19 protein-coding genes are annotated in these 25,553 nt (G+C 40.6%); 17 read left to right on the top strand and 2 right to left on the bottom strand.

Features of this window, described 5'->3' with window-relative positions; genetic code table 11:
- Positions 1–3: 3 nt before the first annotated feature.
- Positions 4–1,047 carry a Gfo/Idh/MocA family protein gene (locus EDD59_RS13030; RefSeq protein WP_132382578.1) on the bottom strand — a complete coding sequence of 348 codons (1,044 nt, stop codon included), beginning with the start codon at positions 1,045–1,047 and terminating at the stop codon, positions 4–6.
- A 277-nt stretch (positions 1,048–1,324) separates the two neighbouring features.
- On the opposite strand from EDD59_RS13030, the gene EDD59_RS13025 reads away from it, so the two are divergent.
- The 14 genes from EDD59_RS13025 to EDD59_RS12960 all read left to right on the top strand — a co-directional run bounded on the left by EDD59_RS13025 (position 1,325) and on the right by EDD59_RS12960 (position 19,142).
- On the top strand, positions 1,325–2,608 hold the full coding sequence (locus EDD59_RS13025) for an ABC transporter substrate-binding protein (RefSeq protein ID WP_132382576.1): 1,284 nt from the start codon (positions 1,325–1,327) through the stop codon (positions 2,606–2,608).
- 37 nt (positions 2,609–2,645) lie between these two features.
- A complete protein-coding gene (locus EDD59_RS13020; protein ID WP_132382574.1) occupies positions 2,646–3,551 on the top strand; it encodes a carbohydrate ABC transporter permease in 906 nt (301 codons plus the stop codon).
- The gene (locus EDD59_RS13015; RefSeq protein ID WP_132382572.1) at positions 3,548–4,387 is read left to right on the top strand and encodes a carbohydrate ABC transporter permease; all 840 of its coding nucleotides are present in this window, start codon (positions 3,548–3,550) and stop codon (positions 4,385–4,387) included. Before EDD59_RS13020 ends, EDD59_RS13015 begins: the two co-directional genes overlap by 4 nt.
- 9 nt (positions 4,388–4,396) lie before the next feature.
- Positions 4,397–5,470, top strand: coding sequence for an aldo/keto reductase (locus EDD59_RS13010; protein ID WP_132382570.1), 1,074 nt, complete (start codon positions 4,397–4,399; stop codon positions 5,468–5,470).
- Positions 5,471–5,485: 15 nt separating this feature from the next.
- Positions 5,486–6,556 (top strand): Gfo/Idh/MocA family protein, encoded by a 1,071-nt coding sequence (locus EDD59_RS13005; protein ID WP_132382568.1) that lies wholly within the window; start codon positions 5,486–5,488, stop codon positions 6,554–6,556.
- A gap of 4 nt (positions 6,557–6,560) precedes the next feature.
- A complete protein-coding gene (locus EDD59_RS13000) occupies positions 6,561–7,292 on the top strand; it encodes a ThuA domain-containing protein (RefSeq protein WP_132382566.1) in 732 nt (243 codons plus the stop codon).
- A 54-nt stretch (positions 7,293–7,346) separates the two neighbouring features.
- Positions 7,347–8,414, top strand: a complete 1,068-nt coding sequence (locus tag EDD59_RS12995; protein ID WP_132382564.1) for a hypothetical protein — start codon at positions 7,347–7,349, stop codon at positions 8,412–8,414.
- Between the two features lie 476 nt (positions 8,415–8,890).
- The gene (locus EDD59_RS12990) at positions 8,891–10,933 is read left to right on the top strand and encodes a hypothetical protein (RefSeq protein WP_132382562.1); all 2,043 of its coding nucleotides are present in this window, start codon (positions 8,891–8,893) and stop codon (positions 10,931–10,933) included.
- A 30-nt stretch (positions 10,934–10,963) separates the two neighbouring features.
- Positions 10,964–12,250: an ABC transporter substrate-binding protein gene (locus tag EDD59_RS12985; RefSeq protein WP_132382560.1), complete on the top strand. Its 1,287-nt coding sequence runs from the start codon at positions 10,964–10,966 to the stop codon at positions 12,248–12,250.
- Positions 12,251–12,270: 20 nt separating this feature from the next.
- Complete coding sequence (locus EDD59_RS12980; protein ID WP_132382558.1) at positions 12,271–13,140, top strand: carbohydrate ABC transporter permease; 870 nt, start codon at positions 12,271–12,273, stop codon at positions 13,138–13,140.
- Positions 13,130–13,960: a carbohydrate ABC transporter permease gene (locus EDD59_RS12975; protein ID WP_132382556.1), complete on the top strand. Its 831-nt coding sequence runs from the start codon at positions 13,130–13,132 to the stop codon at positions 13,958–13,960. The genes EDD59_RS12980 and EDD59_RS12975 overlap by 11 nt, the downstream gene beginning before the upstream one ends.
- Before the next feature lie 19 nt (positions 13,961–13,979).
- Positions 13,980–15,524 carry a response regulator transcription factor gene (locus EDD59_RS12970; protein WP_132382554.1) on the top strand — a complete coding sequence of 515 codons (1,545 nt, stop codon included), beginning with the start codon at positions 13,980–13,982 and terminating at the stop codon, positions 15,522–15,524.
- A gap of 44 nt (positions 15,525–15,568) precedes the next feature.
- Entirely contained in the window at positions 15,569–17,248 is a 1,680-nt protein-coding gene (locus EDD59_RS12965) for a sensor histidine kinase (protein WP_165920941.1), read from the top strand.
- Positions 17,205–19,142 carry a glycoside hydrolase family 127 protein gene (locus tag EDD59_RS12960; protein ID WP_132382550.1) on the top strand — a complete coding sequence of 646 codons (1,938 nt, stop codon included), beginning with the start codon at positions 17,205–17,207 and terminating at the stop codon, positions 19,140–19,142. The genes EDD59_RS12965 and EDD59_RS12960 overlap by 44 nt, the downstream gene beginning before the upstream one ends.
- A gap of 49 nt (positions 19,143–19,191) precedes the next feature.
- On the opposite strand, the gene EDD59_RS12955 is transcribed toward EDD59_RS12960, so the two are convergent.
- Positions 19,192–20,448 (bottom strand): APC family permease, encoded by a 1,257-nt coding sequence (locus EDD59_RS12955; RefSeq protein ID WP_279233363.1) that lies wholly within the window; start codon positions 20,446–20,448, stop codon positions 19,192–19,194.
- Between the two features lie 86 nt (positions 20,449–20,534).
- Here EDD59_RS12955 and EDD59_RS12950 point away from each other — a divergent pair, with 86 nt between their 5' ends.
- The 3 genes from EDD59_RS12950 to EDD59_RS12940 all read left to right on the top strand — a co-directional run bounded on the left by EDD59_RS12950 (position 20,535) and on the right by EDD59_RS12940 (position 25,383).
- Complete coding sequence (locus EDD59_RS12950) at positions 20,535–21,539, top strand: hypothetical protein (RefSeq protein WP_132382546.1); 1,005 nt, start codon at positions 20,535–20,537, stop codon at positions 21,537–21,539.
- Positions 21,540–21,917: 378 nt separating this feature from the next.
- The gene (gene feoB, locus EDD59_RS12945) at positions 21,918–24,266 is read left to right on the top strand and encodes a ferrous iron transport protein B (RefSeq protein WP_132382544.1); all 2,349 of its coding nucleotides are present in this window, start codon (positions 21,918–21,920) and stop codon (positions 24,264–24,266) included.
- Between the two features lie 85 nt (positions 24,267–24,351).
- Positions 24,352–25,383, top strand: coding sequence for a LacI family DNA-binding transcriptional regulator (locus tag EDD59_RS12940; protein WP_132382542.1), 1,032 nt, complete (start codon positions 24,352–24,354; stop codon positions 25,381–25,383).
- Positions 25,384–25,553 lie beyond the last annotated feature (170 nt).

Raw genomic sequence — 25,553 nt, 5'->3', positions numbered from 1 at the left:
TCCTTAATTGATTATAACTTTTTTATTAGTTTTACTGGATTCTTCGGCGGCAAAAATCACCTTCATGGATTTTAAAGCTTCTTCACCGGTAATGATACATTTACTTTCTTTTAAGATAGATGAAATAAAATGATCAATTATCCCTGTAGAATCTACAGAATTATCTGTCTGAGTTTTATTGTCGGCAATCTGATCAAGATTGTATTTTTGAACTTCTCCGTCCCGAGGTTCAAAAATGAATGAATAATCGGGATCATCATATAGCCTGAGAATCCCCTTTGACCCGTATATCTGAGTAGAGTTATCTTCGGAATTTCCATAGAATGTCCAACTTACATGCATTAGGCCCATCGCCCCTTTTTTGGTTTTGTAGCAGCAAAAAGCGTTGTCATCAACGGAGATCGGAGAACCGTCGGAATATGTCTTATCTAGTATTCCAAATTGAGAATATACTTCACAAATATCATCACATAATAAAAAACGTATTAAATCAGTCTTGTGTACCCCTAAATCTGCCATTGCTCCGAAATGTGCTTTGGTTTTATCAAAAAACCAGCTATTAGGATTGCTGGTCCATGCCTCGGGACCGGGATGCCCAAATGTTGTATGAAAAGACAGAACCTTACCGATTTTGTTGGAGGCAATGTATTCGCGCGCCTTTATATGGGTAGGAGAGAAACGTTGATTGTGTCCTATCATAAGCAGTTTGTTTGCATTTTGAGAGGCTTTGCACATTGAAAGACATTCGTCATATGTGATCGCCATTGGTTTTTCACATAACACATGTTTGCCGGAGTCTAGTGCCTGTATAGACATATTTGCGTGAGTCGAGTTGGATGTACAAACACTTACGGCATCAACACCACTGCCTAACAGTTCGTCTACGGTTTTAAAAGCTTTTACATTATACTTCTTAGAAATGTAATTTGCATTTTCTTGATTAATATCATAAACTCCAATTATTTTACATTTAGAGTTTGCGTTGTATTCTGGAATATGTCGTACTTGTGCAATTTTGTCACAACCTATAATCCCTATTTTGATCATAAAATACCTCCTAATATAATGAAAATAAATATAGTTACATGAAAACTACCATAAATAAATTGGATAAATCCATGTAAAATCAATATGTAATAGATTACATATGAGATTATAGTATAAAAATAAAAATAAGTCAACAAATAATTATGCAATATATGCATATTATAAATAGAAATAAAGAAAAAATCAATAAAAATAGATAAATATATTGACATAATATGAACAATGGTATAATGTAAATGATATAAAAATATTAAAATTTCAAAAATGGAGGAAAGTTATGAGAAAACGATTACAAAAATTATTGCTTGTAACAACGTTAACGGCAACAATAGTATTATCAGGATGTAGTAATGGTGGTACAAGCACAAAGAAGAGTGATGCTACTAGTGGTACGGATGGAGAAATCAGAGTATCAACATCGGCAAACTCAGGGAGACCCGGATTGGAGGCAGTTGCACCAAAATTTGAAGAGGAGACAGGGATTAAGATTACTACAGAATTTGGGGACTTGGGTACAGACAGCTATACATCTGAACTAATGACGCAATTGCAGGGCGGATCAGCACCTGATATTTTTGCGGCATTTGCAGGAACAGGAACCTCGTCTCCCAATGTGGGAACACTGGCGGAAGCGGGAAGTTTAATGGATCTAAGTAATCTGGATTTTGCTAAAAACGTGAAAGGCACAGCTGTGGAGGATGCTGTTACAATTTCTGATAAAGTGTACGCAGCATGCCTGGGAGTTCAGACATCAGGTATCATTTACAATGAGGATATGTTTTCTGAATATAACCTGGAAATTCCGGAGACATGGGATGATTTACTTAATTTAGTGAAAGAAATTAGACAAGCTGCCCCTGATAAGACCCCGATTGCTTTTGGCGGGGGAAATACGTCAATCGCTATGATAAATGCTTCAATGCTGGTTTTAAACCAACCTGGTTTTACTGGGGAGGAAGGCAGAGAAGAAAAGTTCGCTGATTCAGAGGCATGGAAAGGTGCTTTAAAAATGCTTGAAGAATTGATTGAGGTGAACGCTTTTAATCAAAGCGCATCAACAGATGGATCAAATGAAATTGTTTCTATGATGGCAGGCGGGGATGCTTTTATGTGTATTGATTTATCCAGCCGCTATGCAGCAATTAAAAAAGCTGACGAAGATTGTCCGATCAGATTTTGCAGCCTTCCGGCCAGAAATAAAGAAGACAATAAAATGCTGTTATGGCCGGGTACAATGGCGGCAGTTAATGCAGAAACAAAAGATAAAGATTCATCTGTAAAATTTATGGAATACATCACCAGTGAAGAAGGGAATAATTTATGGATTGAATCTGCCGGGGGCTCTGAACTGAGTGCATCTAACTTTACTGATGCAAGTAAATGGGATGGGTGCTTTAAGGATCTGGTTGATATGGCAGATAAGTCGGCAATGATTCCATGTGTGACGTGGCCTTCAGCAGGTGCTTCTAATGCTTTGGGCGAAGGTGTGGCAGGTATCCTTGCAGGTGTTCAAAGTACAGATGAAGTATTGGCAGCTATGGACGAAAACTGGGATAAATAGATTATAGCTCGATATTGCAAAGATGGAGGTATAACTAATGAAGACGGGTATAAAAACAAGAAGCAGACAAAAAAAAGTGGGGGCAAGAGTGCCATGGATTATAGTAATACCAGGACTTGTCTTTGCACTTATCGGGCATGTGATTGCACCGCTGCAGGGGGCATTTTATGCATTCACTGATTTTAAAGGAATTGGTGAATATAACATGATCGGTTTTGATAATTTCAAAGAAATATTTGCCACCAAGACGGATCTTTATGCTCTTTTAAATACGCTCAAATTAGCAATTCCATTTATTATATTTGTGAATGTATTCGGATTGCTTCTTGCACTGGTACTTTACAACAAATTGAAAACTAAAAATATTTTAAAATCTATCTATTTTGTGCCGGCAATCATGATTCCGCTGGCAGTAACACAAGTATGGAAATACATTTTGGATTATGACGGGCCCCTGAATATCATTTTAAGATCTGTTGGCTTAGAATCATGGTGTAAGAACTGGCTGGGTGATCCCAAAACAGGACTGTTTTGTATATTCTTCGTAATGCTGTGGCAGAACTGTGGCTATGCAATGATTATTTACAATGCGGGATTGGCTTCAATATCAGAAGATTTGTATGAAGCCGCTGCGATTGATGGAGTTACTACATGGACAAAATTCCGCTATATAACATTACCGCTGTTGGCCCCCTCATTAACAGTGGTTATAACATTGATGACTGTTACGGGACTGCGGGTATTTGATCAGGTTCTGGGACTGACAGGCGGAGGCCCGGTAGGTTTGACACAGACATTGGCCAGCGATTTTTACAAGCAGACATGGACGCTGAACAGATATGGATACGGTACTGCTTTAGCACTAATACTGACACTCTTAGTATCTATTGTTGGTGTTTTACAGTCTTCAATCCTTAGCAAAAGGGAGGGAAAAATGTCATGATTAATAAATATACAAAGAAGAGCTTTTTAAAGGAAATTATAATAATCCTTATTACAATTATATTTGCATCTCCCTTTTATCTTTTGATTGTAAATTCGTTCAAAACAACGAAAGAGGCATACGCAAATCCGTTTGGATTGCCCAAAGAGCTGTATTGGCAGTCCTTTGCCGAAGTTTTAAGTGGTGCAGGGGTTAATGCAGACTTTGCGGGTGCGTTGTTTAATAGCCTTATTATTACAGCGGGAAGCCTGCTGATGCTGATAGCATTTGGCTCATTAACCGCATATGGCCTATCCAGACATCCAGGTAAATTAAGCTCTTTTTTGTACATTTTTTTTGTTATTGGAATTATTATTCCATCCCAGTTGGGTCTGGTTCCTATGTATACTGCACTGCGTTCAGTGGGCTTAGTAGGCACTCGGATTGGAATGATATTGGTTTATACATGCAAACAAATGCCGTTGACAGTCTTTTTATACACTGGATTTTTTAAGAGTTTACCGAGGGATTATGAAGAAGCGGCTGTAATTGATGGAGCCGGATTTATCAAAACTTTTACTCGTGTTGTTATGCCGCAGATGAAAACGATAACTGGAACAGCGTTACTATTAAATTCATTGTATATATGGAATGATACTATGGATCAAATGGCTTTTCTAAGCGGCAGTAAAATAAGAACACTGCCAGTTGAGATATACTCACTGACCACTGCTATGACTGCACAGTGGAATCTGGTTTTCGCTGCGGTTATAGTTTCTTTGCTGCCAATGGTAATTTTATATATCTTTACACAGAAAAAAATGATGGATAGTTTAGCAGGTGGATTGAAAGGATAGGTGTACACAATGACTTTTTTTAAAGATAATATGACTTACACACAAATGGGAACTAGCGATATGAAGATTTCTAATGTGGGCCTGGGGTCATTAGCAATATCAGGAAGATTTTGCAATCAGGATGATACCGAATCAATGAAAACGATGAATAAAGCGGTAGAAGCCGGAATTAACTGGATTCATACAGCACCAAGCTATGGTACGGGCTATGGAGAAATTATGGTTGGACGTGCTTTAAAGCAATTGCCGCAAAATGAGCGCCCTTATGTTTTTACAACTTGTACGTGGGTGTTTGATAAAGAGGATGAGGGAAATGATAAGGCAGTGAGGGTCAAGTCATTGGCGCCAGAATCTATCATTAAACAGGTTGACGGGTCATTGAGGCGGCTGGGAATGGAACGGATTGATTTATTGCAATTTCATTGGCCAGATTATAATACGCCAATCGAAGAGTCGTGGGAAACGGCGGCAAAGTTAATCAAAGCAGGAAAAGTCAGAGCAATTGGGTTATCCAATCATCCATTGGATTTAATCAAAAGTTGTGAAAAAGTTGCTCATGTTGACTGCCTGCAACAGCCTCTCTCCCTATTGGATAGATCAATGAATGGGCCTTATTCAGATGAAGGCAGAAATTCCGGAGGATTAGAAGTCCTTGAATGGGCTAAACAAAATAAAACGAGCATTATTACCTTTGCACCACTGCAGCATGGTATTTTAGCCGGAAAATATAACAAGGATTCTGTAGAGCAGTTCAGAAAAGATGGAGATCCTCTTCGCCCGAATTTATATTATTTTCAGGAACCTGTGTATTCACAGGCACTGGATTTTGTTGAATATTTGCGTCCAATCGCAGATAGACATCATGTTTCAGTAGCGGCCATCTCCATTGCCTGGGTTTTGGCATGGAAAGGTGTGACAGGTGCAATCTGTGGAGCAAGAAAATCCAGCCAATTGGATGCATTTCTGGAGGCAAGCCATCTAAAACTTACAGAAAAAGACTTCGCAGATATTGCAGCAGCAATTGAAAAAACAGGGCTTTGCAAGGGAACTTGTGGTGATGGTCCGAATACCCCAATTATGTAAGAAAGGAAGCAAAAAATGAAAAAAATTAGAGTTGCATTTTTAGGATTTTGGCATAGTCATGCGTCGACCAATCCAGATATTCACTTTACTGGATTGGGTGTTTATGGAACTGTAAAACAGCATCCATTAATTGAAGTGGTTATTGGGTGGGATTGGAATGAAGAAAGAGGAAGTAAGGAATGTGAACGATTAGGCATCCCCTTTTCCACTAATCTCGACGAAGTGCTGAAAAAAAATGACATCGATGGGGTTGTTATCATGTGCGAGACAACTCGGCATAAGGAGGTATGTCTAAAAGCAATTAAAAATAAAAAGCACATATATGTAAATAAAGTTTTAGCGCCTACATTAAGAGAAGCAAACGAAATTGTAAAAGAAGCAAAAGAGAATCACATAGTTCTGACAACAATGCTAAGTCGTCTTTATGAAGATTGGTGTATCAAAATTAGAGATTTAGTTCAGAATAATGAGATTGGAAAGATAATTTCGCTGCGTATCTGGCACGCACATGGGATAGTGACTAAATATTATCCTACAGACGGTATGGGATATTTGCCGGATGACCATGGGTTCTTATTCAAAGAAGGTGGTGCAGGTGGCTGCTATGTAGATATGTGCCATCCGCAGTATATGACACCGTTTATACTTGGATGCCTGCCAGATAGTATATATAGCAGGATGTCATCAGTTACAAAAAGAGGAAATGTAGAAGATAATGCTATATCTATTTTGGAATACAAGGATGGCCCATATGTAACACTTGAAGAAGGTTGGGCTTGTGGCCCTGTAACAACTGAAGTTGAGGTCCAGGGAACAGACGGAACTATTATTTATCGGGATGACCGTTCAGATAAAAACTATGACTATTTTGCGATTCGGCACGGCGATGATCCTAAATTCCATGAGATATCTATTACTTCCCCAAAGTCTAGTCCTTTGGATGATTGGATTGAGTGTATTAATAATAGTACTATGCCATTAGAAAATATGGAGAGAGCTGTGGATTTGTCAAGGCTAAATGAAGCGGCGTATATTTCTGCGAGAACGAAGCTGCCGGTGGAAATATCTGAATTAAAGGAGGTGTAATCGTATGATTCGAGTTACAGTCTGGAATGAATATAGGCACGAAAAAGTGAATGAACGTGTAGCCCAGGTTTACCCAAACGGAATACATAATGCAATTGCGGACTTTTTGAAAAAGGATGACAGATTTAAAGTTCGTACTGCTACTTTAGATGAACCTGAAAATGGATTGAGTGACCAAGTGCTTGATGAAACAGACGTGCTGGTTTGGTGGGGACATAAGGCACATGAAGAAGTATTGGACAGCGTTGCTGCAAAAGTACAAAGCCGTGTGCAAGAGGGGATGGGATTTATTGTACTTCATTCCTCTCATATGTCAAAACCTTTTCGGCTTTTGATGGGGACCACATGTACCTTAAAATGGAGAAAAGCAGGAGAAAAAGAGCGGCTGTGGAATATTTCACCGACGCATCCGATTACGAAAGGTATTGGAGACTATTTTGAATTGGAGCATACAGAAATGTATGGAGAATATTTTGATATCCCAAAACCGGATGATAATATTTTTATTTCGTGGTTTTCTGGCGGGGAAGTATTTCGAAGTGGATGTGTGTGGACGAGAGGAAATGGACGAATATTCTATTTCAAGCCAGGGCATGAGACATTTCCAATTTATTATGATCAAACGATCCAAAAAATTATTTGTAATGCGGTCGAGTGGTGTGCTCCGGTCATGTATAGAAAGTTAGATTGTGTTAATGTTAGTCCTATTGAGCCTATTGAGATTATAGAATGTTAGATATATTTCTGTTGGATTATCAGGTCCAACAGCATTGATTAGGGGGTACTTGCAATGAAGATCAGTAAAAGGGCCTTGATGAAAATGGATTCTTGTTATGCAGTAAATGTTATCAGAAGGAACGATAAATGGTTATGCCTGGCCGCACCAGATGATCATGGTGCGGCAAAGGCTATCACAATGGATGATAATATGGAGACATGTACTTCAAATACTACTGATGCTGAAGAAATAATATGGAAAGAACCCAGTGGAACTATGGCATTTATACCACTTGAAAATGCGGGAGAGTTTATTGCAATTCAGAATTTTTTCCCTACATTTGATTCCAAACATACTGTTTTAGTAAAAGGCCAGTATATTAATGAAGTTGGATGGGTGATTCGTCCTTTTCTCCATGTACCCTATATTCACCGTGTGGATGTATTACATAAAGATGGTATAAACTATTTGATTATATGCACATTATGCTCGGGAAAGAAAAGTATTGACGATTGGGCAAATCCTGGAAAAGTACTTGTTGGAATATTACCGGATGATGTGAATGAAGAAATAGAGTTAAAATGTATTCTAGAGCAACAGGTGAAAAATCATGGATATTTTAAATTGAAAAATGAGGGATATGTTCTAGTTGCGAGTGAAGATGGTGTATTTGAGATCAAACCACCTGCGAGTCCTGCAGGAGAATGGAAAGTGAACAGGTTATTGCAGCTTGCGGCAGGTGATATTGCAGCTTGTGATATTGACCGTGATGGCTTTATGGAATACTTTGTAATTACACCATTTCATGGAGCAAATTATTCAATATATAAAAAAATTGAAAACAAAATGGAGCTGATTTGGCAGTATAATACAAACGTAAAATTTGGTCATGTTGCCTGGGCGGGAAAAATCCTTGGAAATCCAGCATTTATTTGCGGATGTAGAGAGGCAGGCGCTGCTTTATTATGCGTCACCTATGATGAGAAATGTGAAGACAAGTTCAAAGTTACATATATAGATGGCGGGCAAGGGCCAGCTAATATTTGCGTATTGAATGAAGATGGAAAAGACATTGTAATTGCAACAAATACAATATCTGGAGAAGTGGTGGCATATGAAATCACGGATGATAACCAATAATCAATTTAAAATGTAAAGCACATCAATACTATCAAAAAGATATTATTCAAAGGAGCTATTGTAAATTATTGACTAAAGTCAATTTGCAACGGCTTCTTTTTGCGTCTCGTTTAGTTAATCTGCTGGGATTGACTTTATGGCAATATGTTAATAAATTGTGCAAAAGTAACAAAGGATTAAGAAGACAATGAAAGAGGGCCTGAAAAGTGTATAGATTTGTGAAGAAAAGTAGATGTTAATTAAAACCTGAATTCTTTAAAATGATACCAAGGTCAAAAGGTCATGCGTTTCATGCTTGCATGAAAAAGCATGACTTTGGGATCCTCAAAACATGAGAAAGCAGCCCGAGTAGGGCAGATTTCGAATGTTTTTAGGATTGCGGGAGCACAAAGCGCGGAGCAATCCGTAGGTATCAGGGGGCAAAATACCTTTTGCCCCCTACATCTTAAAATGTAAGTATAGAACGGAGGGAAGACATGAGAATTGGCTTAATGCAAACTTTTCTGGAGACAGATCAAGGGGAAAGAAAGGAGTTATTTGTTCATCCAAATCTGGACTGGATAGGAAGCAAAAGTCAGGAAACCAAAGCCTGGGAAGTAGACGGATACAGGATATCAATAAGAGATAATTGGATTCGAAATAGTGCCTGTTCCTTTGAGTTAGTGCGCAGGATTGTCGGGGAAAAGTTATATGACAGCTCCCCAGGTGCAATTGCATTTGAAACAAGAATGGAGCTTGAGGAAGATTCCCGGGAGCCTATTCGTTTTGGAATACCTTCTGCCGTATATGATGACACAACAGGAGAAAGAAAAGAAACGAGAACTTTTATGGAAACGAGATTAACAGGATGTATGGTTCTTGCACATAAAAGCGAAGAGGCGGCAATTGTATTAAAAAAATTAAACTGTGCACGGGAACAAGGAATAATGAAGCGTGAAAAAGGGCAGAAAGAATTTTGGCACAATACGGATATTACATCCATCGGTTATAAAAAAGAGAAAAAAAACGCACTGTGCATTCGCTGGCCGTATGAAGAAAAGGATTGCAGCCCCGCGCTGGATTCAAGAAGGACTCCTATAAAAGCTTATTATCCATTAGGAGAGAAGTTTGAGTTGGAATTAAGATATGAGATAAAGGAGATAAAGGAGAAAACATTCACAGATAGCTTTTATGAAGAATTTAAGGAACAGGCCTTAAGCTTGGATACTACTGAAAAGGTTATAAAATTACCATTCTCAAGAGAAGAGGCCATGAGATACCGCAAAATAAGTTTGGAAAAAAGTTATAAAGAGTTTGGAAAAGATGGAGCCGGATTTTTCTTCGACTTTGATCCCCAAAAGGGGTATGGCTCACAGCCTTCGGGCTTTGGGACTGCCAAGAATGAAATTCCCCATGACACCTATACTCACATTTTAGAATATGGTTTTACCGGAAGAGAATTGAATGCAGCTCTTCTGCTTTCGGAGGAAGATGACGAATGGCAGAGGAAGGCTGAAAAGGTAATTGATTTTTTTGTGGATAATTGTGTGACGGATAATGGGTGGGTCTATTCGCTGTATGATTTGGAGCGGGAGAGACCATTTGCTTCCTTTGGAGATAAAGCTGCGCCGAAGCTTCATTATATGAGTTATGACAAATGTGAAGGCAATTATCTTCGAACAATGACGGAGCCCATGTTTGATTTGCTGCGCTGTGTTATCCAATTTAAAAGCCTTGGAAAAGAGAAAAAGCGATGGGCCGAAGCAGTGGATAAATTTGCAGATTTTCTTTTAAATGTACAAAACAAGGACGGCTCCTGGTTTAGAGGATATGATAAAGCTGGAAAGGCAGCCTTTGAAAGCAGTGCAGCAGCGATACCAGTACCGTTTCTATGCTGTTGTGCGAAGCATGCCAATGATGGAGAAAAATACCGCAAAGCTGCGGAAATGGCGGGTCAATACCTGATTTCCAATGATGTAAAAGCTGAAAAATATAAAGGCGGGACGCTGGACAATCCTGACATTATAGACAAGGAAGCTGCCGAATATGTTATGGCGGCGCTGTACCATCTCTATGAGCTGACAGAAAAACAGGAATATCTGGACGGGGCCAAAAAGGCTGCCATGCAGTTTGTTACCTGGAATTATATTTGGAATGCACCTATGGGATTGGACACAATATTGGGAAAGAAGGACTTCCACACGAAAGGAATGGGGGCAATTAACTCTGTATGGTGCGGGGGGGTTGTAGATATTTATTCTATGTTTCATATTAAAGAGCTATTTTTGATTGGTGATGCGTGTGGGGACGAGTTCATGAAAACAATGGCAGAGTGGATTAGTATAGCCACGAATCAGATCATGTCTTATCCGGAAGACAATATGGGATTTACGGACTTGGGGATGCAGCCGGAGGGCTTTGGAGTTTGTCCCCAGGGAATGGACGAGGGCATGATTCGTAACGGAGATATCTGGGGTACGTTGGGTTGGATTTATTCCGCCGGTATTGACGGGATGAAACGATATTTTGACGTATGTTAGGATATACAACAATACAAGGAGGAGAAGAAAATGAAAAAAAGAGTTTTAAGTATTTTAATGACAGCTGCAATGGTTATATCGTTAACTGCAGGATGTGGGCAGAAAGCCGACAAAAAGGAAACCCGGAAGTCTGATTCAGGAGCAATTGTTTTGGACATGTATCACAGCTGGAGCACAGACTCAGAGAGAGGCGCAGCTCTGAATGCGTTGATTGAACAGTTTAATAAGGACAATGAAGGGGAAATTGAGGTGAAGGTAACAGTTAATCCGGACTTCCCGGCTTATCAGGAAAAGGTTAAGACCATGATTTCTACGGACACGACCCCGGACATTTTCCATTACAATTTTAATCCAAATGATCTTTCAAGGCAGGAATCCGGAAAACTCATGGATTTTTCAGATTACATGGATGATGAGTGGAAGGCAAGATTTGGTGAAGGGGATTTGGAAACTCTGACGGTGAATGGAGAAATCACCTCAATTCCTTTCGAAAAAGCCGGGGCAGTGATGTATTATAATAAAGATTTATTCTCGAAGGCCGGGATTTCAGAATTTCCTGCTACATGGGATGAAATGACAGAAGATTGCAAGAAATTGGAAAAAGCGGGAATTACTCCATTTTCTCTGTATACTGCAGACGATGCATGGTATACATGTAATTTATTCACTTATCTGGCGGCAAGCTATGCGGGTGTTGATAAATTAAATGAAGGCGGAGATATTGACACAGACGAAATGAAGGACGCGGCGGCGAAGCTTGCTGAGCTTACAAAATATACAACATCAGATGCGATTGGGGCGAACTATTCTGTTGCAATGAATAATTTTGTCTCAGAAAAAACAGCAATGGTAATCGATGGACCCTGGCTGATCGGCTCCCTTGAGCCTATTAAGGACAAAGTTGGAATCGCACAGATGCCGTCATTCCAGGATGGAAAAGTGGCTGAGAATTATGTCGTGACAGATGCACAGACACCCTGGGCAGCTGCAAAAACAGATGATAAAGAAAAAGAAAAAGCAATTGTAAAGTTTATGAAGTTTATTACATCTGAAGACAGTGTGAAACAGCTTACACTCGAGGGCGCGGTGTTCCTTTCTCCAAAGCTTGATATGGAGGATTCAGATGTAAAAGCAACAACAGGACTTCTGGGTGAATATCTGCAATTAAATTCAAAGGTAGAGCAAAGCACTGTCAACATACAGAGAAACTTGACAACAGCGGCAAATTCAAAATTGCCGTCATTGCTGGAAAGCCTTATGTTAGGCAATGTAACACCAGATGAATTTGTAGATCAGCTGGCAGCAGAAAATAAATAAACCGGGGAGGAGCGGTAATTATGAAAAAGAGACAGACCTTACTTTATATGGTTCCGGCAGTGGTGCTGATTGTGGCATTTTTCTTATTTCCGCTCTGCTACCTTATATATCTTAGCTTTTTTGAGTGGAATGGTCTTGGAGAGAAAATATTTATTGGAATAGATAACTTTAAATATATAGTGAGTGATCCTGTATTTCGTACAGCATTAAAAAATACAATTATCTGGCTGTTGGCAGCATTGTTTATACACATCCCTTTTGGGTTATTGCTGGCATTGATTCTTAACAGAAAACCAAAGGGCTGGAAATTTATGAGAGTCATGTACTTTATTCCAAATGTGATTTCTACAACCGCAGTTGCGTTTTTATGGTACTTTATTTATCATGTGGATGTGGGACTCTTAAATAATATGTTAAAAGCAGTTGGACTTGGCAGGCTGACACATGCCTGGCTAAATGATCCGGGTACGGCACTTGTGTGCAATATCGTGCCATTTGTTTTATATGCGGGACTGACTATGATCATTTTTTTAACACAGCTTTCGACAATACCGAAAGAATTATATGAGGCAGCAGTTGTGGACGGGGCGACATCTATCCAGGTAGATTTAAAAGTATATCTTCCGTTGGTAAAGCCGGCGATCATTACGAATATCATGTTAAATCTGGCATTCTGTTTACGGACATTTGAATATCCGTTCTTGATGACAGGAGGAGGACCGGCCAACAGTACGATGAATTTATCGTTATATATATATAAAGAAATGGTTGGAGCAAACAGATATGGAATCTCTATGGCAGCAGGACTCGTTACGGTATTGCTTGGCATGGTAATCATGGTATTTGTCAATATTCTTCAGAAAGAGAGGAAAAGTCATTATGAAAAATAGAAAAACGACACCCGCCAGGGTAATGCTGTATGTTTTTATGTTCTTGGTATTGATTTTAATGTTAGTGCCATTTTTGTGGCTGGTCCTTTCTTCCTTCAGACCAAATGCAGATTTATTTAATGCTCCTTTTGAGGCTCCTAAACATCTTTCCTTTGATAATTATATTGCAGTGATGAAAAGCCATCCGATGGTACTGTATTTTTTAAATTCTGTGGTGATAGCGGCATTGGCAACTGTTTTATCTATTTGTGCGGCAACCCTTGCATCCTATGCTATGATGCACAAATTCAGAACAAAAAAGGCTCTGACGGTACTGCTTTTTATGTGCCTGTTTATACCGACAAATGCCTTTATGGTGCCATACTATGTTATGATAAATAAAATTGGTCTTTATGACAGTGTACTTGGCATTGCTCTTGTTTACGCGGGAGTAAATCTTCCCATGAGTTTTATGGTTATAAAAGGCTATATGGATACGATTCCTTTAGAGCTGTTGGAATCGGCTAAGATAGACGGCGCTGATTCTGGGCAGGCTTTTCGGAAAATTGTGCTTCCGATTTCTAAGCCGGGGATTGTAACGGCTTGTGTATTTCTTGTAATTAACTCGTGGAATGAATTGCTGTTTGCAAATCTTTTGAATCAAAGTGATTCTTCAAGGACGATTCAGGTGGCAATCCGCTCTTTCTTAACTACATTTGAGGCAAACTATGCGTATGCTTTTGCGGCAATGGTTATTTCTATATTACCTACAATTGTAATCTATGCACTTTTGACAGATAAGATAATCGGCGGTATGACAGCCGGGGCAGTAAAAGGTTAGTAAAATAAGAGGTGATGGCATGAAGATAATGATAGTAGAGGATGAAGTGAGTATCAGGGAAGGGCTGGCACAAATGATTGACTGGGGAGAAGAGAGATTTGAGCAGCCGATATTATTTGAAGGTGCCATAGAGGCACTGCAGTACCTGGAAAAAGAAACCGTTGATATTATCATAACAGATCTTTACATGCCAATTTTAAACGGAATTGAATTTATACAAATGCTTAGAGAGAGTAATCAGATGTGTGACATTATTATTCTCTCGGGGCACGAGAGATTTGATCTTGCACAGGAGGCTATGCGCCTGGGGGTAAAACGATATTTACTAAAGCCTGTTTCTGCGGAAAAACTCAGACAGATTCTTCAGGAAGTAAGGCATGACATTGAGGAGCGGATGAAGCTCAAGGACTGGGTGAGAATAGCAGAGAAAAAATTGGATCAGTATATACCTGTGATGAAAAATCAGTTTTGGAATGATTTGCTGACGAATAGAAATGATAGGTTAGAAAATGTAGCGGCAAGCATGAAGGAATTGGAAATCACAACTGTGGAAGATAAGTTTTGCTGCATTGCTTTGTGGAAAAAGGAAGAGATGCAGCAAAATAAATTGACAGAAGAATTAGCTCTTCAGCAGCTTGCAGCTGAAATTATACCAGATAGATATTTATATGGACTGCCTTATGAAAACATGGAAATTTTCATTATCAATGGGGATGTCAGAAGAGACAAAATAGAGATTTTAAAAGAGTCTATTCGGCAGAACCTAAATATAGAGGTGTATTTCGGCATAGGGACAACAGTGGAAGATATTACAGAAGTTAGGAAAAGCGCGGCGCAGGCAGCAGAAGCGGTGAGATTTATCTGTAATGGGAGTACAATGTTCTATATGTATTACAAAGATATCCGGCGAATCGAAAATACAAATAAAAAATATCCATATGATATGGAGCATAAAATTACTAAAATGCTTCGTTTCCATGATACTCTCGACGAAAGTATGACTAAAAATTTTTTGAGGGAGATTATGTCTCCGAAAGTATCCATAGAAGAATCCCGAAAGGAATTGCTGCAATTTCTGGGAGTACTGGGAAGACTGGCAGATGAATTTGGTGTAGAGATTTTGAAAGAGTTTGAGGACACAGAGCAGGCAATCACCAATTATGACAGAGTGGAAGAAAAGTTTCTGACAATTATGGACATTTTTGCACGTGCACAAAGTAACGCTTCAAAAAGGTATATAGAGATTATGGTGGAGGAAGCAAAACAGAAAATCGAAAAGGAATATTCGGATCCTGGATTAACTGTAGCTTCGTTAGCCGGGCACATTGGAGTTACCCCCAATTATCTTTCACGTATCTTCGGAAGCATAACAGGGCGCACCTGTATGGAGTATATTACAAATACCAGAATGAGAGCAGCACAGGAAATGCTGAAATATACAGGGAAAAGAAGCTATATGATTGCGGAAGAGGCAGGCTACCGCAATCCTAATTATTTTAGTGTACTTTTTAAAAAGTATACGGGCTTATCCCCTAAGGAGTACAGGGAAAGGAATGCTTCATGAGGCGAAGGTTCAAATCCATTAAAAACAGAATTATCTTTTTCTTTATGGGTATCACTATTTTTCAAATTGTAGTGATGGCAATTGTCACGGAGGTATATCTCAGGCCTTCCATGATGGAGCTGTATTCGAATCATCTGGAGCGGTTTACGGAGTCTGCACTATTACAGGCAGTAACTGAAAAGAATAAAATGGAAACGTACATGGTGAATATCATTGGCGACCCTGAAATTCAAAATTTTTTAGAACAGGCAAATCAGACAGAGGGGAAAACGAAGCCCGTTTTCAAGACTGAACTCCGCAACAAAATTTTGTCCTATACGGATTATGATAATATTATTCAGGGGATTTACCTGCTGGATAATCAGGGACGTATTTACAGTAACCTTGGAGAAGGGAAAATGTCTGATTTTCTGAAAAGTAATCCCGAGAACACAATCAGAAAAGATGCATCGGCAGTCTGGTATGGCTCAGATAAAGACAATCAGCTGACGGTGTACAGAATCATAAATAATAATACTACAGATTTAACAAGGAAAATAGGTGTAGTCTGTATGATGATAGATAAAAAGGAATTTATGGGGCGCATGGAGCAGTTTCTGATGGATGAAAACAGTTCTTACAGGTTATATGCGACGAAGGATGAACTGAATCTTACGCAGGGAGAACCAGAAGCCGAAAATAAAATTGCGGTTTCCTGTACGGAGAAAATGGAAGGCTGGGTATTAACTGCTGAGATTGAAAAAGCAGTGGCTTATAAATCTGTATATACAATTCTGAAGGTAATAATGGCAGAACTGGTCTGCCTGCTCCTGATTAGTATTGTACTGATTGTCTATTTATCAGGAAGAATTACGAAACCAATTTCAGATATGAAAAAAGCAATGAAGCAGATCGGTGAGGGCGGCAAAAGGGTAAAAGTACCGATCAGCGGAGATGACGAAATCGGGCAGCTTGGAAAAACCTTAAATGCTATGTCCAGTGAGATTGAAGAATTGCTGGAAAAAGTGATCAGGGATGAAAAGGAAAGAAATTACCTAGAGCTGGAAACCATGCAATACCAGATCAACCCCCACTTTTTATATAATGCTTTGGATTCTATCGCTATGTTTGCAAGAAAAAATAATGATAGACAATGTGCAGAGCTGGCGATTGCTTTATCAGATTTTTTTAGGATCAGTTTAAGCCAGGGAATGGAAATTATCAGACTTAAAGATGAACTTGCCCAGGTAAGTGCGTATTTGGAAATTCAGAGCATCAGATTTCCCGGACAACTGTCATGGAACATAGAGCTGCCCTCTGGATTGGAAAATGTCAGAGTAATGAAATGCATTGTCCAGCCGGCTGTGGAAAATAGTGTATATCATGGATTGAGAGATGCTGGCAGAAAAGGCAGGATTATAATCCGGTGCAAAAAGCAGGAGGAAGACTTAATTATCGAAGTACAGGATAATGGTATAGGTATGCTTCCAAATCAGCTGGATGCATTGAGAGAAAAATTACAGGCAGACAGCGAAAAGCAAGAAGAAAGGCAGCAGGGAGGCTATGGCCTCTGGAATGTTCATCAAAGACTCAGGCTGATGTATGGCTCCAAAAGCGGCATCACGGTAAATAGTGAATGGGAGGAAGGCACTTTTGTTACCCTGTGCTTGGAAGGTGTACTGAAAGAGAAGGAGGACACACATGAAAAAAGCAAAATTAGTTCCGGTCAGGAATATTGTGATTGAAGATAAGTTTTGGGGAAAATTTCAAAAGCTGGTAAAGGAGGAAGTATTGGAGTATCAGTGGAAAGCCATGAATGACCAGATTGAAGGGGCAGAAAAAAGCCATTGTCTGGCCAACTTCCGGATTGCAGCAGGCGAAGAAGAGGGGGATTTTTATGGGGCTGCCTTTCAGGATTCTGATTTGGCAAAGTGGATTGAAGCGGCAGCATATATCTCATCTATTCAGCCAAATGAAGGATTAAAACAAAAAATAGACGAAGCGGTAACATTAATCGAAAAAACGCAGCAGCCAGATGGATATTTCAATACTTATTTCATTTTGAAGGCTCCGGATGAAAAATTCCAGAATCTTTGCGAAGGACATGAACTTTACACTCTGGGGCATATGATTGAAGCTGCTGTTGCATGCTATGAAGTACTTGGAGATAAGCGGCTGCTGAGGGTCGTATGCAAGATGGCGGATTTAGTATACGATACTTTTGGAGACGCAGAAAATAAAAGATATGGTGTGCCCGGGCATCAGGAGATTGAGCTTGCGCTGGTAAAGCTTTATGAAGTCACTGGGAAGAAAGAATATCTTGAGCTGGCGAAGTACTTTATTGACGCGAGAGGGCAAAAAGATTATTTCCGGCAGGAACTTGAAAAAAATGAAGGCAGAAGAATTTTTCCGGAATTTTATGATTACAGGCCGGAGTATTCTCAGTCACATCTCCCGGTCAGGGAACAGAAGACAGCCGAAGGACATGCAGTACGTGCAGTTTATATGTACAGTGCTATGGCGGATCTTGCATATGAATATCAGGATGAGGAGTTATTTCTGGCATGCGGGAGGCTCTGGAACAACATTGTAAAAAAGAGAATGTATATTACGGGAGGTATTGGGTCTTCCGGGATACTTGAAAGGTTTACCACAGACTATGATTTGCCGAATGCATATAATTATGCGGAAACCTGTGCCTCTGTCGGACTTGCATTATTTGGGCGGCGAATGACACAGATTACCAGAAATGCACAATATTATGATGTTGTAGAAAGAGCTCTTTATAATACTGTGTTGGCGGGAATGGCCATGGACGGAAAAAGTTTTTTCTATGTAAATCCACTTGAGGTGTGGCCGCCGTCCTGTATAGAGCGGACATCAAAGGAACATGTAAAAAGTATCCGCCAGAAATGGTTTTCTGTCGCATGCTGCCCCTCTAATATTGCCAGAACCTTGGGCAGCCTAGGGCAATATATATATTGTGCGGAAGGTAGCACAGTATATGTGAATATATATATAGGAAATGAAGCAGAAATACCATTGGATAAAGGACACATATCTGTGCACATGCAGTCGCAGATGCCATGGAGAGGACATGTAGTTCTGGAGGTTCAGGAAAATAGTGGAGCTGAAAGCCTGGCTCTGAGAATCCCGGAATATGCCTTAAATTATCAAATTACAATTAATGATAAAGCCTGCGATTTTAATGAAGAAAATGGGTATGCAATTGTGAAAAATATAGAAAGTGGACAGCAAATAATTATTGATTATGAGATGCTGCCCCAATATGTATATGCGAACCCCAATGTAAGGGAAGATGAAGGCAAGGTTTGTATGATGTATGGCCCTCTTGTATATGCTTTAGAGGAACAGGATAATCAGGAAAATTTACAGTCCTACTATATTAAAACAGATGTAGCACCTGAGAAGATATGGTCAGAAGATCTCTTTGGCGGCTCCTACGTGCTGCAGGCTGAAGCAAAAAGAATCCAAAATGGAAGCTGGAAAGGTGAGGAGCTATACAGCACTTTTAAACCCAAATATGAAGACACAAAGATTACAGCAATCCCCTATGCCTTCTGGTGTAACCGAGTGCCGGGGGAAATGCTTGTGTGGATAAAAGAGTGGATGCAGTAAAAATTAGGGCCACATTTTAGATATACTGCTGATTTTTCAACCGTGCGGTTTACGTACGGGCGGCATAATACTTTTTTGACAGAATATATACCGGAAGACCCAGCAAAGTGATAACAATACTGCCAATAGAAAGCATCCTAGTGAAAGAGCCTGACAGGAAAAGCTGGCTTACAATTACGTACAGGCCGCTTATAATTGCCAAAATGGGAACGACAGGATAAAGGGGCACCTTGTATTTACGGGGAAGGTCAGGCTTTGCTCTGCGCAGTTTCATAACACAAGCGAAAGTCAAGGTATAAAAAATCCAGCAGGAAAATACCGCAAGATCAGTCAGCATATCAAACCGGCCGCTTAAAGAATAAAGGCAAGCCAAAAACCCCACTAAAATGATAGAATTAGCCGGAACCTGATTCTTATTCAAACTGCTCAGCCGGCGGCTTACAGGCAAAGTATTCTGACTTGCCAGCAAATAGGCAACCCGCGAGCCAGACATCAGGAAGCCGTTGGCAGCGCCGAGAACGGAAATAATAATACCAATTTTAATCAGCAGGCCGCCTGTTGGCCCGAAAATCTTCATTGCTACTGCGGAAGCCGGGGACTCTAAATTCATAAGCTGATCCGCCGGTATTACCCATAAATATGCAATGTTGATAATGAGATATACAGCCATGATGATAGAAACACCGCCGACGATTGCCCGGGGAAGATCCCTGCCCGGATTTTTCATCTCACCGGCGATAGCACCTACATTCGTCCAGCCCTCAAAAGCAAAAAGCACTGCCAGCAATGTAGAGCCGAAAGCTGCGGCCACGTTTTTACCCTCTGCCACCACCGGGGTAAAGACAGGGTTGTTTCCGCTGCCGAAAATAAAGCCAAAGATCATTAAGAGTAACAGAGGAATCAATTTACATATGGTAGAGACAACCTGAATGCCCCCGGCTGTTTTAGAGCCCAGTGTGTTCAGGGCAACTAAGGTGATAATCACGATCATTGCTATGGGCAAAGTGTACTGCATGCCTAAATATTCCCCCAGTTCTGTGCCAATCTTCACACCATAGCCGGCCAAAAAGGCGGGATAAAAAATAACAATCTGCATCCAGCCGGCCAGGAAGCCAACTTTTTCGTTGTAAACTTCACCCAGATAGGCCACCATACCCCCGGTTCTGGGAATGAGAACCGCCACCTCCGCAAAGGTAAGGGCAGCTACAATACTTGCAAAACCGCCTGCGATCCATGCCAGCATCCCCATGCCGGGAGCACCTCCCGTGGCCTGATAAATAGCATTGAAATAGCAAATACTATAGATTAGAATGTTTGTATCAACAAATATTGCAAATCTCTCTTCTCCCTATATTCCACTTTTCCGGATAATGTGAGAAAAGGAGGAAGTACGTGGGAAAAAGAGTAATAAAGCTGAATGCTAGGGATGCCGCGGTCTGCAAGGCGTTATCAAATGCCACAACATTCGCAGATCTATTTAACGGCTCCATTTTTCAGGGGGAACAAGTAATAGATCCGAGCAGACTTGTGGCTTGCAGCGAGAGGCAGATTTTACAGGTAAAAACGGAAAACGATAAGATCAGAGACATAAACCGGATTCGGGATATCAAGATGCAGATGAAAAGTTTGGATGATAAAGGGCAGTCGGAGGTTATATTAGCGGTGGAGGCACAGAGGGAGGTGCACTACGGTATGCCCATAAGATGCTTTGCGTACGACAGTGTTGATTATTTAGACCAGATGAAAATAAGGGCCAAACGTAACAGGCACAGTCATAACCTGAAAAATTCTGCTGAATTCCTCTCTGGGTTGACAGAAGATGACAGACTGACACCCGTGCTCACTATTGTGCTTTATTATGGAGATAAGAAAAACTGGACGAAACCTGTCCACTTGCATGACATGCTGAACTTTACAGGTAGCTTTACTCGGTGGAGAGAAAAATTTCCAAATTATGCACTGCATATTGCCAGCAGTGATACTGTCAATAAAGAGAATTTTAAAACAGGACTCCGGGAAGTTTTTGAATTACTTGAAGTCTGTCATGATAAAAAAGGTCTGTATAAGATATTAAAAGAGAATGAGGAACATTACAGTCATTTGTCCAGAGAGCGGTGCGAATTGATTTCAGTATTTTTGGACATACCGGCACTAAGAGAAAAACCAGAATTTTACGAAAACGAATTAGGAGGCGTAAATATGTGTACAGCAATTGAAGAAATGGTCCGTGACGGAGAAAAAAGGGGCGAGAGAAGAGGTGAGAGAAGAGGTGAGAGAAGGTATAACCAATTATTGAAAAAGCTCCTTGAGGAGAACCGTACTAAAGATATTTTCCGTATGACAGAGGATCAGGAATTCCGGAAGAAGCTTCTCAGAGAGGAAAAGCTGGAATTGTGAATCGACAAGTGCGGAGCAATCCGTAGGTATCAGAGGGCAAAATACCTTTTGACCCCTATGCAGTGTTTTTGGATATTCCGGTGTTACGAGAAAAATCAGAATTGTTTGAAGACGACGAAGGAGGTGTCAATATGTGTGCGGCAATTGAAGAAATGGTGCGAGATGGAGAGAAGAGGAAACTATTTTTCGTATGACGGAGGACGAGGAATTCAGAGAACAGCTATTTAGGCAAGAACATTTATCAGAGTAAGGCAATACTAAGGAAGTCTTCCAACTTTTTCTTTTCAAGATCTATTGACAACGGTAAATAGTTAGCGCAAACTATCCTTAATGATAAGTTTTATCAAATATTTGCATTTGTAGAATTGAGGACTAAACATGACATTAGAGAAACTGGAAATAGGGAAATCCGCTTCTATTTTATCCGTTGGAGGTGAAGGTGCTTTAAGGCAGCATTTTCTTGATATGGGATTGATTCCCGGGGCTGTAGTTACGATGGTAAAGCTGGCACCTATGGGTGACCCGTTGGAATTAAGAATACATGGGTATGAATTGACAATCAGGATGGCTGACGCCCAAAAGATAGAAATTGAACAAGGGGATATCCCTGCTGAGGAGAAAGCAAGCATTCCAAACAGGAAGCCGATTCCTCATCCGGGGCTTGGTGAAGGGGGAAAATATCATGTGAAAGCAAGTGAGCACCCGTTAAAGGATGGAGAAAAACTGACATTTGCACTCGCCGGGAATCAAAACTCGGGTAAGACTACCTTCTTTAACCGATTGACGGGAGCAAACCAACATGTGGGAAATTTTCCGGGGGTTACGGTAGACCGGAAAGATGGGGTGATAAAGGGGCATCCGAATACCCTTGTGACGGATTTACCGGGAATTTATTCTATGTCTCCTTACAGCAGTGAGGAGATTGTAACCAGAGAATTTATAATGCATGAAAAGCCGAAGGGCATTATAAATATAGTAGATGCATCAAATATTGAAAGAAATCTATACCTAACTTTACAACTGATGGAGCTGAATGTTCCAATGGTTTTAGCACTTAATATGATGGACGAGGTGCGGGAAAACGGTGGCTCTATATTAATCAACGAAATGGAAGAGATGCTGGGAGTTCCTGTAGTTCCCATTTCTGCAGCAAAAAATGAAGGTATCGATGAGATAATAGAGCATGCGGTTCATGTGGCAAAATATCAGGAGAGACCCGGAAGGGTTGATTTCTGCCTTCCTGATGGGAAAGGGAGTGCTGTACACAGATGCATTCACAGCATTATGCATCTGATTGAGGATCATGCACAAAGAGCGGAAGTTCCGGTGCGTTTTGCAGCCACGAAACTGGCAGAGAGAGATAGACTTGTGTTGGAGAAGCTGAATCTTGATTCCAATGAAGAGGATATACTGGAACATATTATCCTTCAGATGGAAAAAGAGCGGGGCCTGGATCCTGCTGCGGCAATTGCGGATATGAGGTTTGACTTTATCCAAAAGCTGTGTGATGCAACTGTAATTAAGCCGAAAGAGAGTAAAGAGCACGTTAGGAGCAGGAAAATTGATCAGGTTCTGACAGGAAAATATACTGCCATCCCTGCTTTTATTGCTATTATGGGTGTGGTATTTTGGCTGACTTTTAATGTAATCGGTGCTTTTCTGGCTGATTTGCTTGATATGGGAATCACCTGGCTTACCAATATCACCGATATGGGCCTGACTGCATTGGAGGTTAATCCTGCCCTTCATTCACTGATAATTGACGGTATTTTTAACGGCGTGGGAAGTGTGCTGAGTTTTCTTCCTATTATTGTGACACTCTTTTTCTTCCTGTCTATGCTGGAAGACAGCGGATATATGGCGCGGGTAGCCTTTGTTATGGACAAACTTTTAAGAAAGATTGGTCTTTCAGGGCGAAGTATTGTTCCTATGCTGATTGGATTTGGATGTACTGTACCCGGAGTTATGGCAAGCAGAACGCTTTCTTCGGAGAGAGACAGAAAGATGACTATACTGCTGACTCCTTTTATGAGCTGTTCTGCAAAGCTTCCTATTTACGCATTTTTTACAGCGGCATTTTTCCCTAAGCACGGAGCTGTGGTCATGGTTGCATTGTATTTCTTAGGAATTGCAGTGGGAATTCTTGTGGCATTCCTGCTAAAGGGCAGTGTCTTTAAAGGGGAACCTGTTCCTTTTGTAATGGAACTGCCGAATTACCGCATGCCGGGGGCCAAAAATGTAGCTCAGCTGTTGTGGGATAAAGCGAGAGATTTTCTTCAGAGAGCTTTCACCATTATTTTTATAGCAACAATTGTTATTTGGACTTTACAGACATTTGATTTGCATTTTAAAATGGTGGCCGATTCCCAGAACAGTATTCTTGCCTCTGTTGCGGGGATTATTGCTCCTATCTTTAAGCCATTAGGATTTGGAGACTGGAGGATTTCTACTGCGCTGATCACAGGGTTTATGGCAAAAGAAAGTGTCGTGTCGACATTGTCTGTGCTCATACCGTCGAAAACAATGTTATTTAGCATACTGACTCCGTTAACGGCAGCCTCATTATTAGTATTCTGCCTTTTATATACACCGTGCGTTGCTGCCGTTGCATCTATCAAGCGGGAGCTGGGAGGAAAGTGGACAGCAGTCGTTGTTGTGGGGCAGTGTGTAATTGCATGGGCGGCAGCATTTCTTGTACATGGTATAGGGCTGTTAATTGGGCTGTAACAAGTCAAATACCCCGCAGCAAGCATTTGACCCTCGCGGGAATAAAAAATGAAAGTAATGATTTCATAAAGGGAATAACGGGATAATGATAACGATTAAGGATATGGCAGAAATGCTGGAATTAAGTACTACCACGGTCTCAAATGTTATTCACGGTAAGACAAAGGAAGTATCCGGGGCAACTGTGGCCAAGGTACAGAAACTAATAGATGAATATAATTATGTGCCTAACATAAACGCCCGCAATCTTGCGGTTAACAGCTCAAAGATCATCGGCATGGCGATTAAGGGTAGTGAAGAAAAGTATGTCAACCTGATTGCCGACCCTTTTTATGGGGAGCTGATCGGAACGGTTGAACACGAGCTGCGCAAGGCCGGATTTTTTATGATGCTTTATATTTCCGGAAGTATTGAGGAAATCATACGTTACACTTCCACATGGAATGCGGATGGCCTGATATTGGTTGGGATGTCTCAGGATGATTATGTGAAAGTACGGCAGCGTTATAAAAAGCCCACAGTCATCATCGACAGCTACATATCGGAGGAAATAGCAAGGCATCTAAATGTAGGCTTGGAGGATGAAGAGGGAGCTTATCAAATGACGGAATATCTGATAAAATACGGTCACCGGAAGATTGGATTTGTCACCGACAACATGGAGGGTATTGATTATTACCGGTATCTGGGACATAAGCGGGCCATGAAGGAATATATGGTTCCGGCCGAGGAAGATCAGCTGATTAGTATTCTGCCCGGGCATTTGGAAAAAGAGGATACTTTAGCAGAACTTATGCAAAAGGCAAAAGAAGTTACAGCCTTTATGTTTTGCTCAGATTATTATGCTGCTACGGTTATTAACTATTTTCAGGATCAGGGGCTAAAGGTCCCCGGAGATATTTCGATAACGGGTTTTGACGGTAACCGGTACGGCAAAATGGTGAGGCCGGTTTTGACCACCGTGTGTCAGGACGTAACCGAAAAAGGCAGAGCCGCAGTGAAGCAGCTGGTTAAGATGATTGAGAACCAGAAGCAGGAGTACGGGAATATCAGATTGCCGGTGGAACTATTTATAGGAGATAGTGTCAAAAAAGTCAAAGACCCCGCAGCAAGCTGACGGGGCATCAAACTTGCAGCGCAGCAAGCTGCGGGGTCTTTGACCTTCACAACAGTCGTCAAATAGAAATGCAAGCATTCAGTTCAGCCATCAGCTTGATTCTGTTGAACTATTACGCAAAAAACTTATGCGCATAAGTATTGAAAAATATCAGAATTGCTGGTAGTATT

The sequence above is a fragment of the Muricomes intestini genome, from assembly GCF_004346165.1.
GTDB lineage: Bacteria > Bacillota > Clostridia > Lachnospirales > Lachnospiraceae > Muricomes > Muricomes intestini.
This window is presented reverse-complemented; position numbering and strand designations above follow the sequence as displayed.

Excerpts from the sequence above, each read along its gene's own strand:
- EDD59_RS13030 (WP_132382578.1), bottom strand. The coding sequence starts at position 1,047 with ATGATCAAAATAGGGATTATAGGTTGTGACAAAATTGCACAAGTACGA.
- EDD59_RS13025 (WP_132382576.1), top strand. The coding sequence starts at position 1,325 with ATGAGAAAACGATTACAAAAATTATTGCTTGTAACAACGTTAACGGCA.
- EDD59_RS13020 (WP_132382574.1), top strand. The coding sequence starts at position 2,646 with ATGAAGACGGGTATAAAAACAAGAAGCAGACAAAAAAAAGTGGGGGCA.
- EDD59_RS13015 (WP_132382572.1), top strand. The coding sequence starts at position 3,548 with ATGATTAATAAATATACAAAGAAGAGCTTTTTAAAGGAAATTATAATA.
- EDD59_RS13010 (WP_132382570.1), top strand. The coding sequence starts at position 4,397 with ATGACTTTTTTTAAAGATAATATGACTTACACACAAATGGGAACTAGC.
- EDD59_RS13005 (WP_132382568.1), top strand. The coding sequence starts at position 5,486 with ATGAAAAAAATTAGAGTTGCATTTTTAGGATTTTGGCATAGTCATGCG.
- EDD59_RS13000 (WP_132382566.1), top strand. The coding sequence starts at position 6,561 with ATGATTCGAGTTACAGTCTGGAATGAATATAGGCACGAAAAAGTGAAT.
- EDD59_RS12995 (WP_132382564.1), top strand. The coding sequence starts at position 7,347 with ATGAAGATCAGTAAAAGGGCCTTGATGAAAATGGATTCTTGTTATGCA.
- EDD59_RS12990 (WP_132382562.1), top strand. The coding sequence starts at position 8,891 with ATGAGAATTGGCTTAATGCAAACTTTTCTGGAGACAGATCAAGGGGAA.
- EDD59_RS12985 (WP_132382560.1), top strand. The coding sequence starts at position 10,964 with ATGAAAAAAAGAGTTTTAAGTATTTTAATGACAGCTGCAATGGTTATA.
- EDD59_RS12980 (WP_132382558.1), top strand. The coding sequence starts at position 12,271 with ATGAAAAAGAGACAGACCTTACTTTATATGGTTCCGGCAGTGGTGCTG.
- EDD59_RS12975 (WP_132382556.1), top strand. The coding sequence starts at position 13,130 with ATGAAAAATAGAAAAACGACACCCGCCAGGGTAATGCTGTATGTTTTT.
- EDD59_RS12970 (WP_132382554.1), top strand. The coding sequence starts at position 13,980 with ATGAAGATAATGATAGTAGAGGATGAAGTGAGTATCAGGGAAGGGCTG.
- EDD59_RS12965 (WP_165920941.1), top strand. The coding sequence starts at position 15,569 with ATGGGTATCACTATTTTTCAAATTGTAGTGATGGCAATTGTCACGGAG.
- EDD59_RS12960 (WP_132382550.1), top strand. The coding sequence starts at position 17,205 with ATGAAAAAAGCAAAATTAGTTCCGGTCAGGAATATTGTGATTGAAGAT.
- feoB (WP_132382544.1), top strand. The coding sequence starts at position 21,918 with ATGACATTAGAGAAACTGGAAATAGGGAAATCCGCTTCTATTTTATCC.
- EDD59_RS12940 (WP_132382542.1), top strand. The coding sequence starts at position 24,352 with ATGATAACGATTAAGGATATGGCAGAAATGCTGGAATTAAGTACTACC.